At 42.6% G+C, this 12,360-nt stretch carries 14 protein-coding genes; 10 read left to right on the plus strand and 4 right to left on the minus strand.

The window, feature by feature from the left end; genetic code table 11:
- Positions 1-74: 74 nt before the first annotated feature.
- From DC487_RS15400 to DC487_RS15415, 4 genes are all read right to left on the minus strand, one after another.
- On the minus strand, positions 75-995 hold the full coding sequence (locus DC487_RS15400; protein ID WP_116776866.1) for a ribonuclease Z: 921 nt from the start codon (positions 993-995) through the stop codon (positions 75-77).
- 1 nt (position 996) lies between these two features.
- A complete protein-coding gene (locus DC487_RS15405; RefSeq protein WP_116776867.1) occupies positions 997-1,371 on the minus strand; it encodes an STAS domain-containing protein in 375 nt (124 codons plus the stop codon).
- A 14-nt stretch (positions 1,372-1,385) separates the two neighbouring features.
- The gene (locus DC487_RS15410) at positions 1,386-2,336 is read right to left on the minus strand and encodes a phosphoribosylaminoimidazolesuccinocarboxamide synthase (protein WP_116776868.1); all 951 of its coding nucleotides are present in this window, start codon (positions 2,334-2,336) and stop codon (positions 1,386-1,388) included.
- Between the two features lie 86 nt (positions 2,337-2,422).
- Positions 2,423-3,409, minus strand: a complete 987-nt coding sequence (locus tag DC487_RS15415; RefSeq protein WP_116776869.1) for a PhoH family protein — start codon at positions 3,407-3,409, stop codon at positions 2,423-2,425.
- 252 nt (positions 3,410-3,661) lie between these two features.
- On the opposite strand from DC487_RS15415, the gene DC487_RS15420 reads away from it, so the two are divergent.
- From DC487_RS15420 to lptC, 10 genes are all read left to right on the plus strand, one after another.
- Positions 3,662-4,447 (plus strand): SAM hydrolase/SAM-dependent halogenase family protein, encoded by a 786-nt coding sequence (locus tag DC487_RS15420; RefSeq protein WP_116776870.1) that lies wholly within the window; start codon positions 3,662-3,664, stop codon positions 4,445-4,447.
- 34 nt (positions 4,448-4,481) lie between these two features.
- Positions 4,482-5,048, plus strand: coding sequence for a hypothetical protein (locus DC487_RS15425; RefSeq protein ID WP_133228653.1), 567 nt, complete (start codon positions 4,482-4,484; stop codon positions 5,046-5,048).
- A gap of 74 nt (positions 5,049-5,122) precedes the next feature.
- Positions 5,123-6,958, plus strand: a complete 1,836-nt coding sequence (locus DC487_RS15430) for an ABC transporter ATP-binding protein (RefSeq protein ID WP_116776872.1) — start codon at positions 5,123-5,125, stop codon at positions 6,956-6,958.
- A gap of 93 nt (positions 6,959-7,051) precedes the next feature.
- Complete coding sequence (locus DC487_RS15435) at positions 7,052-7,426, plus strand: YtxH domain-containing protein (protein ID WP_116776873.1); 375 nt, start codon at positions 7,052-7,054, stop codon at positions 7,424-7,426.
- A 56-nt stretch (positions 7,427-7,482) separates the two neighbouring features.
- Positions 7,483-8,142, plus strand: a complete 660-nt coding sequence (locus DC487_RS15440; RefSeq protein WP_116776874.1) for a heme exporter protein CcmB — start codon at positions 7,483-7,485, stop codon at positions 8,140-8,142.
- Positions 8,143-8,164: 22 nt separating this feature from the next.
- Positions 8,165-8,842, plus strand: coding sequence for a cytochrome c biogenesis protein CcsA (ccsA, locus tag DC487_RS15445; protein ID WP_116776875.1), 678 nt, complete (start codon positions 8,165-8,167; stop codon positions 8,840-8,842).
- A gap of 6 nt (positions 8,843-8,848) precedes the next feature.
- Positions 8,849-9,052 carry a CcmD family protein gene (locus tag DC487_RS15450; protein WP_116776876.1) on the plus strand — a complete coding sequence of 68 codons (204 nt, stop codon included), beginning with the start codon at positions 8,849-8,851 and terminating at the stop codon, positions 9,050-9,052.
- 12 nt (positions 9,053-9,064) lie between these two features.
- Entirely contained in the window at positions 9,065-10,048 is a 984-nt protein-coding gene (locus DC487_RS15455) for a DUF6427 family protein (RefSeq protein WP_116776877.1), read from the plus strand.
- A gap of 141 nt (positions 10,049-10,189) precedes the next feature.
- Positions 10,190-11,506: a hypothetical protein gene (locus DC487_RS15460; RefSeq protein WP_133228656.1), complete on the plus strand. Its 1,317-nt coding sequence runs from the start codon at positions 10,190-10,192 to the stop codon at positions 11,504-11,506.
- Between the two features lies 1 nt (position 11,507).
- Entirely contained in the window at positions 11,508-12,104 is a 597-nt protein-coding gene (gene lptC, locus DC487_RS15465) for an LPS export ABC transporter periplasmic protein LptC (RefSeq protein WP_116776879.1), read from the plus strand.
- Positions 12,105-12,360 lie beyond the last annotated feature (256 nt).

The raw sequence follows: 12,360 nt of genomic DNA on the forward strand, positions 1-12,360 counted from the left end.
AAATATTATGATTTTGTAAATATGAGCAAAATATCACGAATTATGGGAACTATTTTGCCTGAATGGAAGTGAAATTATTCTACTTCGTACCATTTTCCCTCTACCGAAAGATCCGTATGGGGGAATGCGGAGCGAGCTTCATCCAACAGCAAGGTTAGCTCTTTGGTTTTGTATCTCGCAGAATAATGCCCTAAAAGCAAATGTCCAACTTCCGCCTCTTTCGCGATCTCTCCCGCTTCGAAAGATGTCGTATGAAAGGTTTCTACCGCACGATCCTTCATTTCATGTAGAAAAGTGGATTCATGATACAACAGATTTGCCCGATGTATCGATGGAAGATAATCGGGAATACGGACCGTATCTGAACAATAGGCGTAACTACGAGGCAAAGGTGCTGGAGTTGTTAATTCACTGGAAGGATGAACTTTTCCATCCTTGTCCGTAAAGTCCAAACCCCATTTTATACCATTAATCAAAGCCGGTGGAATTTGGAGTTTTGCGACTTTGTCTATATCCAACTTCGCCGGACGCTCTCCTTCTTGAAACCGAAAACCCGTGCAGGCAATGCGATGACGTAAGGGGAATGATTCGACCCGAAGCAATTTGCTTTCGAACAAAACGGCTGTTTCAGTCGGGTTGGTCGGGTGAAAAATCAGGTTGTAGCGTAACTCCGTTTCAGAGTATTTAAAATTTAATGCTAGAATCTCCTCCAAAGGTGCTGGTCCGTACAAGTGTAGATCGGTTTTGCGCCCCATCAGGTGCATAGAGGAAATCAAACCTACCAAACCCAGATAATGATCGCCATGGAGGTGACTGATAAAGATATGATTGATCCGGTTGCTTTTGATGCCGTAGCGTGTGAGCTGCATCTGCGTACCTTCTCCACAGTCGATCAAGTACAATTGCTCATTGTGATTGACGACTTGCGAAGTCGGATGCCGCTCGTACATGGGCGTGGCCGAACTATTCCCTAAAATCAGAACAGAGAAGCGCATATTATTGATCGCCTCTAAGGTCTAGACGAATTTCGTTGCCGAAGATCATATCTTTTGCTCTCTCTACATCTTTGGCTGCTTTGAAATAAGATTCTAAGCCAATGGTCTTCATAAAGCTGAGTACATTATCATGTACATTGACCAAAATAAAAAGACCGCCCATCGATTTGCACAGGCGGCGAGCCAGAAGCCCTACACGGATTCCATCTTCATCGACCGATTCTACGCGATTAAGATCTAAGATAATATTTCGTTGTCCGCCGGTATTACGTAGCATAAATTCGCCTTTCAGCTTACCCGCTACTTCCCCATTCAAACAAGTTGCATGCGGCTCGATCACCACAAAACGCTCTCCCTTTTCTACCGTGAATTTCATAGTTATCCTTCTTTTTAGGCCATGATTTGTGTCAATGCCTGATCCACATTTTCTTGTATACGCTCGTTGACAGCTCCTGCTTCTGGATATACGAATTGCTCGCCCGTGATGTGCTCATACAATTCTATATAACGCGCCGAAATCGATGAGATCACTTCTTCGGTCATCTCGGGCACTTGCTGTCCGTCTTTCCCTTGAAACCCGTTATCCATCAACCATTGGCGTACAAATTCTTTGGAAAGTTGCTTTTGCGACGTTCCCGAAGCTTGGCGTTCCTCGTAGCCTTCTGCATAGAAATAACGAGAAGAATCTGGCGTATGAATCTCGTCGATCAAATAGATCTGTCCGTCTTTTTTGCCAAACTCATATTTTGTATCCACCAAGATCAAACCGCGTTCGTGCGCGATCTCGGTACCACGTTGGAATAATGCTCTGGTGTATTTTTCCAGTTGCACATAATCTTCATCGCTTACGATGCCTTTAGCCAGAATATCTTCTCTGGAGATGTCTTCATCATGTCCTACTGCCGCTTTTGTCGTTGGTGTAATGATTGGCTCTGGTAGTTTATCGTTCTCTTTCAAACCTTCTGGCAAGGTCACGCCACACAATAAACGACCACCTTCGCGATACGTACGCCAAGCATGACCTGAAAGATATCCACGAATGACCATCTCAACTTTAAATGGCTCGCAAGCACGACCAATGGTAACACTTGGATCCGGCGTGCTCAATACCCAATTTGGCAAAATATCTGCTGTTGCGGCTAAAAATTTGGCAGCAATCTGATTTAGCACTTGCCCTTTGTGCGGAATTGGTTTTGGTAACACGACATCGAAAGCAGAAATGCGATCCGATGCAATCATCACCAAATACTGATGATCAATAGTATATACATCGCGCACCTTGCCTCTGTAAAAAGCAGTTTGTTTATTGAATTTAAAGTTCGTTTCGTTTATTGCGTTCATTCTAAAAAGCAGTTTTTTGACTTGATCCCATGCCTGGTAGACGATGGAGGGACTAAAGTACGAAGTTTTCAGGAAAGAGTAGCGCGTTACGATGGTTTGATGTCACCATATGCTTCTAGGATCCTTTTCACCAACTTATGCCGCACTACATCGGAGCCTGTGAGATGTACAATATCAATTCCTTCAATGTTATCCAACAAATTGATCGCCGTTGCCAATCCCGATTGCGATTTCTTCGGCAAGTCGATCTGTGTCAAGTCACCCGTTACGATAAACTTTGCCGTAGGCCCCATCCGCGTCAGAAACATTTTGAGCTGCATATCAGTTGCATTTTGCGCCTCGTCCAAGATCACAAAGCAATTGTCCAAAGTACGGCCACGCATGAATGCCAAAGGCGCTACTTCGATCGTTCTGTTTTCCAGATAACCTTTGAGTTTTTCGACAGGAATCATATCGTCCAAGGCATCATAAAGTGGTCGTAAATACGGATCTACCTTTTCTTTCAAATCACCCGGCAAGAAACCTAGATTCTCGCCCGCTTCGACCGCAGGCCGTGTCAGGATGATTCGTTTGATCTCTTTATTGCGCAAAGCGCGAACGGCTAGGGCAACGGCAGTATACGTTTTTCCTGTTCCGGCAGGGCCAACAGCAAATAGGATATCATTTTTATGAATGCTATCAACCATTTTTCGCTGATTGGGCGTACGAGCGCGTACAATAATACCATTGGTACCATACACAATCGGTTCGCCACGCGACAAAGCAGGATCAGCTATTGCGGCAGCCTCTTTCGAAGCGTTGTTGAGAATGGGTGCGGGCACCACATCGCTCACAATGCTTTCCAGATCCAGCGCCGACAGATTTTGCAACCGTTGTACATGAGCCAATACCTTCTCAAAAGTCTGATTGAATAGCAATTGCTCTTTTTCCTCTCCTAACACCTTCAGTTCATCACCTCGGGCGATCAGCCGCACTTTAGGAAACACTTTCTTTAAAAATTCGTAGTTCTCGTTTTGGGCACCCCAAAGCGTTACAAGATTGACGTCTTCCAGTCGAATAACTAATTCACTCAATTTTACTTTCCTTTAAGGTAAAAAACTTCTACATACTCCTGTGTACTAAAATAACATTCTTGGATTTACTTTACGCTATATTACTCTTTTATTTTTTTAAACAAACTGTGTGCAAAGATTTAGAACTACGCACTGTGCATGGCCAGAGATTTTGTTACTTTTGTAGCTTAGTCATTTCTGAATAAGATTTGATGCATCGCTATCTACCGAAACGAAAACAGGGACTGGATAGATAGCTCTCAGATTGTGCATATGGGCGTAATTACTTTAACGACAGATTTAGGACATCGAGATTTCTATCAGGCAGCACTGAAGGGAAGTATCCTTACGTTGTTGCCTAATGTCAATTTAGTGGATATTACGCACGAAATCCCTTCATTCAACATACAGCACGCGGCATTCGTCATTAATAATGCGTATCGTTATTTCCCACCAGACACGGTTCATCTGATTGGTATCGACACCGTCTTCTTAGAGGGATCACGTTACATCGCGATGAAATTTCGTGGGCACTACTTCGTGGGAGCCGACAACGGTATCTTCGGAATTATTCTAGGGGAAGAACAAGCGGACGAAGTCGTGGAAATCAACATCATGCAAGATCTTCGTTATCTGCATTTTCCATTGGCCGACATCTTGACCAAAGCTGCCTGCCACATTGCTAGCGGCGGCTCGCTTCAAGAAATTGGATTGCACATAGATAATCCAGTGCTAAAGGGTACTTTGCAGCCGGTGTATACAGCCGACACGATCAAAGGGCATGTAAGTTACATTGACTCGTTTGGCAATGTCATCAGCAACATCAGCAAGGACCTGTTCAACCGAGTGCAGGCCAGCAGAGCATTCACCTTACGATTCAAGCGCAATGAGACCATTACGCAGCTATGTTGGCATTATAATGAAGTATCTGAGGGAGAGAAGCTTTGTCTCTTCGGTATTAGTAATTTCTTAGAAATCGCGATCAATAAGGGCAATGCCAGCAATTTACTTGGTCTACATCAAGATGAGAGTATATTGGTCGAGTTTTCTAATAAGTGATCAGGGAGTACCAACGCTATAATAACATCAATTCATGGCTACAAAAAATAAATCGGGGCTGCTTCGGATCATAGCATTGAGCACTTTGCTGCTTTGCTTGGGAATGTCTGCCAACTTTGCTCAAATAAAAAGTACCGTAGATTCGGCATCTTACGAAACACAGCGTGCAAAAGTAAATAGCTTATTGGAGCAGCGGAAACAGAAGTTTGGTGAGTTCGATCAATCCGTGCTTAAAAAATCGGGTGTATTTGGCCTTTTTAAATCGAAGCGCGATATGCAGCAATCCATCGATATCTTGAAAGCGGTGGTGATCAATGACAATCATATCTTCATAGAGACTAAAAAGCTCTTGAGCATGAAAGATTTTGAAAAAGATCACTTTCAACGATTGGCCGATGAATACGACACACGATCTTCTGCTTACATGCGCACGATCACCAAACTACAGACGGAAAATGAGAAACTGCGTAGCCAAGTGGGCAGCTTAGACGCAGAAGATCATCAGAATAACGTGTGGCTTTATCTACTTAGTATCGTAACGCTGGCGCTAATAATCTACATCATTTACCTGCAAAAGCGGATTTCTACCGCCAAAAAGTGACGGAACTCTGATAGGTAACATAGGATTAATGGCTAAATTTGTGCGTCCTCTGATAATCGGGGATAGTGGATGAAATGGCGAGACAACGATTAAATAGTGGCAATAACAACGGAGAAGATCTACCTAAGCCAAAATTGAATTTAGACGTAATGAAGAAGGGTTACCAAATCTTTAGGTATATCCTGCCTTATCGTGCAAAATTTATTTGGGGGATGGTTTTCTTGATTCTTTCCAGCTTAACGATGTTGACCTTTCCAGCGCTGCTCGGCGCCATGATTGATGCCGCGCAGGGAAAACAAAAATACGATTGGTTGCCTGCCAGCATTTTGCAAATCGGACTGATCTCCATGTCCATTCTATTTTTTCAATCAGTCATCTCTTTTTTTCGCATTCGGCTATTTGTAGAAGTATCTGAAAAAGCGCTGTCTACTATTCGCCAAGAAGTATATCATAAATTGATCGCCTTGCCGATGGATTTTTTCGCCAATCGCCGCGTCGGCGAATTGAATAGCCGGATATCATCCGATCTTTCCCAAATTCAAGATACGATGACTACCACATTGGCGGAGTTACTTCGCCAAACAATCAGCTTGGCATTTGGCGTTGCCCTACTCGTGTTTGTATCGGCTAAATTGGCTTTAATGAATCTGGCTATTTTGCCCATCATCGTACTGACAGGCTTCGTATTCGGAAAATTCATCCGCAAAATATCGAAAGAAACACAGGATAAATTGGCGGACTCCAATGCCATCGTGCAGGAAACGCTGTCGGGCATTTCTAATGTAAAAGCTTTTGTAAACGAATACCGGGAAACCACACGCTATGCCGATAAGTTATGCGAGGTCGTTAGCTTGGCGGTGCGTGGCGCGACTTTCCGTGGCGTCTTTGCTTCTTTTATTATTTTCTGCGTATTTGGCGCTGCCATAGTCGTCATTTGGTACGGCGCTACATTGGTATCGCAAGGCGACATCACCGTTGGTGATCTAACGACATATATACTGTATTCCATGTTTGTAGCGGGTTCTATGGGTAGTTTTCCAGAATTATATGCTAACGTACAAAGAGCCGTAGGTGCTAGTGAGCGAGTCTTGGAAATATTAACGGAGAAACAAGAGAAATTAGATATATCTGCCGAGAATAGAGTGATTAAGAAAGTAATTCGTGGCGACGTGACTTTCAGCAATGTAGGATTCTCCTATCCTACGCGACCGGATATCCAAACGTTGAAAGGCGTGTCATTTCACGTAAGCGCTGGACAGAAATTGGCGATCGTAGGACCAAGCGGCACGGGAAAATCAACTATTGCTTCGCTAATCCTGCAGTTTTATGATCCTAAAAGTGGCACCGTGCTATATGACGGTGTGCCTGCGGAAGATTTTTCACTCACGGATATCCGTAATCAGGTCGCGATTGTTCCACAAGATGTCCTGCTTTTTGGCGGTACGATTGCCGAGAATATTGGCTACGGAAAGCTAGAAGCTGATATTGATGCCATCACTAATGCCGCTAAAAGATCCAATGCGCATGACTTTATCATGAGCTTCCCAGAAGGATATCAGACCATGGTAGGCGAGCGCGGAGTGAAATTATCGGGTGGCCAACGCCAACGAATTGCCATTGCGCGGGCTTTATTGAAAGATCCTGCTATCTTGATATTGGATGAAGCGACTTCTTCACTGGATTCAGAATCCGAACGGTTGGTGCAGCTCGCACTAGAAGAGCTAATGCGCGATCGCACATCAATTATTATTGCTCATCGCTTATCAACCATTCGCGATGCTGATAAGATCCTCGTGATCGAAAATGGCGCAGTTTCCGACTCAGGAACACATCAGGAACTAATGTCCAGATGCCAAGGACTTTATCATCATTTATATTCTCTACAATCGCTAGACATTGTGGCAGGTTAAAATTTGTTAATTTCACTTTTCTGAAAACCTTTTGGAACATGTCTTGTTTGAAATTTAGAAAACAGATTATTAGATTTTTAAAAGGTAGAAAGCATGAAAAATAAGAACGGATTAGTAGCCTTTGCACTTTTAGGCTTAGCAGTAGGTACTGCGGCATATTATCTATTGGGTACGGAAGATGGTAAAAAGCAATTAGACAACGCAAACAAAGGATTGAAGGATCTAACTCGCTCGGTAAAAGAATTATCTAAAAAAGAAGCGAAACGTGCGCGCGAATTTGCAAAAACAGCAAAAGAAGATCTAGATGAATTAAGAAGCAAAGCAAAAGATGCCGGCAAACAAGCCATTGACAGAGCTGCTGTAAAAGCCAATGAATGGGCAGACAAAGCTTCTCAAGCAGCTGGAAACGTAAAAGACGTATCAGGCGAATACGCTTCTAAAGCAAAGTCGGAATTGGACAAAGCGTAACATTTTTACGCGACACCTCAACTTCTCCATCATAATCATTACTATCTTTGTGATGTATGAATTTCTTGGAGCAAGTAAAAGTTTTGGTGATAAAAGATATCATGCTGGAGTGCCGCTCTAAAGCCGCCATCAACAGCATCTTATTATACGTCGTATCCACAGTATTTGTATGCTATCAAGCATTCAAATCTGTGGATACGCTCGTTTGGAACGCCCTGTTCTGGATTATATTGCTCTTTGCCTCCATCACAGCGATCTCGCGTGGTTTCACACAGGAAACACAACACCGGTACTTGTATTATTACAGTCTAGTAAATCCCAAAGCGTTAGTCTTTTCTAAAATTGTATATAATGCCATCTTAATGACCATTATATCTGGGACAGCATTTGTAGTGTACGGTACGATTTTTAAAAGCCCAATTGAAGATTTATTGCTCTATTTTACCGCTGTCATGTTGGGTGCTATTAGTTTCTCTTCTGTATTCACCATGGTATCTGGCATCAGCGCCAAAACGGGCAGTAATAGCACGATCATGGCGATACTGAGTTTTCCAGTCATCATCCCTTTATTGATCGTACTGATCAAACTTTCTTTGCATGCCATACAAGGCGTAGAACGCGCTGCCAGCACCAGCGAGTTATTTGTTTTGATTGCGATTAATGTCATCACGATTGCTATTTCTTTATTGTTATTTCCTTACCTTTGGCGAGATTAAAATCTTGTTTTCTTAAAATAATATGAGAAAAACCTGGTGGAAAATATTGGCGGTAATCATGGTGGGCAGCTCCGTCATAGCCGGATTATTAGGCCCTGTTCCTGAACTTCCTATACTCAACGAAACGATCCGCAACGTGTACTATCACGTGCCGATGTGGTTTGCGATGATCTTTCTGTACCTAATCTCTGTTGTATACAGTATCAAATATTTGGGATCATCTGACAGAAAGCACGATCTGATTGCCGTAGAAGCAGTAAACACGGGTATTTTGTTTTGTGGACTCGGTTTGTTGACGGGCATGCTTTGGGGTTATATAACTTGGGGCGATCCTTGGCCCAACGATCCGAAACTAAATGGTTCTGCTATCGCGACGCTCATGTACCTCGCTTATTTGGTACTGAGAAATGCGTTGGAAGAAGAACAAAAACGCGCCAAAATATCAGCAATCTACAACATCTTCGCCTTTCCGGTGATGATTGTACTCATTTATATATTACCAAAACTGACGGATTCTTTGCATCCAGGCAGCGGTGGTAACTCGACGATTGGCAGTTTGGATATGGACAATTATATGCGTCCAGTATTCTACACGGCAGCCATCGGCTGGATCTTGATTGGTGTTTGGATAGGCACCATGCGATACCGAATTCGATTGATCGAGGAACAGGAAGACACTTTTGATAATTCAGCAGCTTAGCATCTTATGAAAAAACAAATTACGCTAATCGTAGGAATGATGTTGGCGATCATGCAGGCCATGGCGCAACCGGTAGAAATGGCTACTACGCTACGCTCCGAAGGAAAGATTTACATAGTAGTCGCAGTCATGTTGATTATTTTTGTTGGCGTTGCCGCCTACCTTTTCACATTGGATCGTCGTGTTGCCAAATTGGAGAAAAGAAAGTAATCCACGTTGCCCATGATCATAAGCCAACACCGTAATCTATCGGCACTTAATATACTTCTGGTAGCGGTCGTTGGATTAATTCTGTGCTTGGGTGTATTCTTGCAATTGCCAGATAAGCTCGAGCCGATTCTACTCGAGCCAGCACTACACAATCTCATCGGCTTTCAAATCGGTGACCGTCTTCCGCCCTATCTCAATGTGCTTATTACGTTGATTCTGACACTCTTTCAGGCATTTCAGCTCAATCGGGTCATTAACTATTATAACTTTCTGGGCAAACCGAGCTTTCTCACGGCGCTGATGTTTATGACATTGGTAAGCTTGTTTCTTCCTTTTTTAGTGCTATCGCCAACGCTAATTTGTAATTTTTTAACCATTTGGATGCTTTCCAAGTTGTTTAAGATATACAAGCTAAGCAATATACAAGGTCGCATGTTTGATCTAGGCATCATCGTAGCCCTGGGGAGCTTAATCTATTTGCCTTTTACAATCATGTTATTATTATTGTGGGCAAGCTTACTCATATTTAGACCTTTCGATTGGAGGGAATGGGTCACGCCACTGTTGGGTTTTATTACAATTTACTTTTTAATCGGTGTTGCTTATTATTGGAATTATCGGTTTGATGATTTTCTGCTCATTTTTTCGCCATTTACAACGCCATTTAGCACCTCGATACACGTAGACTATTACGATCTAATTGCATTGGCGCCAGTCGTGATTGCGATGTTGTTGTTTCTGGGCGTTTTAAAGGATCAATATTTTAAAAGTGTGGTGCATGTACGCAAGTCTTTCAAACTGCTATTCTATATGTTAATATTAATAGCCGTATCATTCTATTTGGACGCCGGCATTACGATTAACCATTTCTTGCTCTGCGTACCACCGCTTTCGATCTACCTTGCTTATTATTTCACACACGCAAAAAGCAAATGGATCTTCGAATCGGTTTACCTTTTAATAATAGCAGGCATCATTTGCTCCCAATTTCTGTAAAAAACTGAACAGCAGCTGTTTAACCTTTTTTAACAAGATAATCAGGCGAATGCGTTAAAATTTAAATAGTTTTGTACCAAAATTTCACCTGAAAATATTCGAAATCGGGGTGGATACCGAGAACACTTAATATAACACGCGTTGAAAAATAGATTTATAAGGGTTGCTTTTTCCATTTTGCTGTCTGCTGGCGCATTATGCCTCATGCCAACGGCTGTTCATGCACAAACGACCACTTCTCATTCTCCTTATTCCCAATTTGGCTTGGGGCAAATGAGAGAAGATTTAACTCCTCAACAACGCTCTATGGGTGGTATTGCTGCCGGATTACGCTATCTAGGAGGAATGCCTACATTAAACGTATCCAACCCAGCTTCCTATTCAGCGATGAATAGAACCATCTTTGATGGTAGTATGTATGGCAACTTCACGCAACTAAGCAAAGGTTCAGGATCTGATAACACGGGAGATTTTGCATTCGGACATATCACCTTTGGGATACCTCTGAAAAAAGCAGGTGGTTTGTCATTTGGTTTATTGCCTTTTTCGGACGTCGGGTATAATGCGTACGAAGACCAAAACTTGGGTGATTTACGCTATCGCAAAAGCATCGCTGGGGAAGGTGGTCTGAACAAAGCATACGTCGGGTACGGTGTCAACTTGCCCATCAAAGGATTGAGTATCGGTGCTAATGCAGGTTATTTGTTTGGAAACCTGACCGACAAAGCGACGGTAGAATTCCCGAATAACGCAGAAATTTACAATACCATTCAGACGAATAACCGCTATGTGCGCGGAATAATGCTCGATTATGGTATGCAGTACTTTCGTTCATTGGGTAATCGGATGAGCATGACGATTGGTTATTCCGGAACATTGAATAACCAAGTAAGGAACGAAACCACTTCGATGGGTACTATCACCGCAGGCGGTGGCAGTGCGCTGGATGCGATTGCGTTGGACACGATTATTAGTCCAGTAAGTTTTGGACAGCGTATTAACCTTCCTCTGAAACATAACATCGGTATTACCGTATCAAAAGGTTATAATTGGACAGTAGGTGCTGATTTTAAATATGCAGATTGGTCTAACACGCGACAACCGGCAGGCCAAGCACCATTAGGCAAAAATATCGGTGTGGCGCTTGGTGGGCAATTTAAGCCAGATCCCACCTCACCAAAATACTTGAACATTGTAGATTATAGATTGGGTTTCCGTTACAATCAAACAGAGGTTACAATAAATAATAAAAGAATCAATGATATGGCAGTTTCTGCTGGTTTTGGTATACCACTGGCACAAAAAAGCTTTGGTCGTACATTCTCGATGTTGAATATCACGGGAGAATTCGGACAACGTGGTACGTTACAAAACAACTTAGTGCGTGAACGTTATATTAACATTCACTTGGGCTTCACGATCAACGATACGTGGTTTATCCGAGGTAGCATAGACTAACATGATGCGGCCGCGTACATGGCGTAATAAGTTATTCCTTTGGGGATCGGTGCTCGGACTGATATGCTTTGGCGCTTGTGAGAATGATATGCGCGATATTGACCGCATTGCTTCGATACCACAAGAAGAGGCGGTGGATGTATCGCTCAACGTAACAGTTACCTACAGCGATTCTGCAAAAGTGAAGGCGGTAATGACTGCTCCAGAAATGCGCGTGTATCATGATAGCACCGACAATTCGGAATTCAAGAAAGGTGTTAAAATAATTTTCTACGACGAGAATCTCCAAGAAACGCAACGTATTACTTCTAATTATGCTTTGCTAAGGCAAAGCGAACAACTTACCGAATTTCGCGACAATGTAGTGATCACCAAATCGGATGGATCGGTCATCAAGACAGAAGAGCTTTTCTACGACGAGAAAAATCAACGCTATTACAATACGGTTCCTATTATTTTCTTTTTTAGTGACGAGCGTGGTAATCAAGCTGCTACTTCTTTTAGTGCTGACGCCAACTTCGTACGCATAGATATGGAATCGCCTACCGGGTATTGGATCACGCGAGACAACAATCTATTCCCAACAAGCGGATTTTAAACCTAACTCATACTTTATAAAAGGTTAGGTTTAATCAAGTATATCAGTACCGGAAAGTGGTCGCTCTACTCATTGTTTCCTACCATTTTAGAACACCTCGATACATCGATTAAAATCTATGGACCTGTGTTACAAAATGTTTTTGATGACAGGATTGATTTTTTAATAAAAATTGTATCTTGCGCCTTGTTTTCAAGAAACAGATAAAAAACAGTTAAATCAAGCAATTAACAACATCAAATAGATAGATATGGGA

Origin of the sequence: Sphingobacterium corticibacter (genome assembly GCF_003076635.1) — a bacterium.
Taxonomy (GTDB): Bacteria; Bacteroidota; Bacteroidia; order Sphingobacteriales; family Sphingobacteriaceae; genus Sphingobacterium; species Sphingobacterium corticibacter.

Coding starts and splice junctions, on each gene's coding strand:
- lptC (WP_116776879.1), top strand. CDS start 11,508: ATGATGCGGCCGCGTACATGGCGTAATAAGTTATTCCTTTGGGGATCG.
- DC487_RS15400 (WP_116776866.1), bottom strand. CDS start 995: ATGCGCTTCTCTGTTCTGATTTTAGGGAATAGTTCGGCCACGCCCATG.
- DC487_RS15405 (WP_116776867.1), bottom strand. CDS start 1,371: ATGAAATTCACGGTAGAAAAGGGAGAGCGTTTTGTGGTGATCGAGCCG.
- ccsA (WP_116776875.1), top strand. CDS start 8,165: ATGAGAAAAACCTGGTGGAAAATATTGGCGGTAATCATGGTGGGCAGC.
- DC487_RS15435 (WP_116776873.1), top strand. CDS start 7,052: ATGAAAAATAAGAACGGATTAGTAGCCTTTGCACTTTTAGGCTTAGCA.
- DC487_RS15425 (WP_133228653.1), top strand. CDS start 4,482: ATGGCTACAAAAAATAAATCGGGGCTGCTTCGGATCATAGCATTGAGC.
- DC487_RS15440 (WP_116776874.1), top strand. CDS start 7,483: ATGAATTTCTTGGAGCAAGTAAAAGTTTTGGTGATAAAAGATATCATG.
- DC487_RS15410 (WP_116776868.1), bottom strand. CDS start 2,336: ATGAACGCAATAAACGAAACGAACTTTAAATTCAATAAACAAACTGCT.
- DC487_RS15455 (WP_116776877.1), top strand. CDS start 9,065: ATGATCATAAGCCAACACCGTAATCTATCGGCACTTAATATACTTCTG.
- DC487_RS15430 (WP_116776872.1), top strand. CDS start 5,123: ATGGCGAGACAACGATTAAATAGTGGCAATAACAACGGAGAAGATCTA.
- DC487_RS15450 (WP_116776876.1), top strand. CDS start 8,849: ATGAAAAAACAAATTACGCTAATCGTAGGAATGATGTTGGCGATCATG.
- DC487_RS15420 (WP_116776870.1), top strand. CDS start 3,662: ATGGGCGTAATTACTTTAACGACAGATTTAGGACATCGAGATTTCTAT.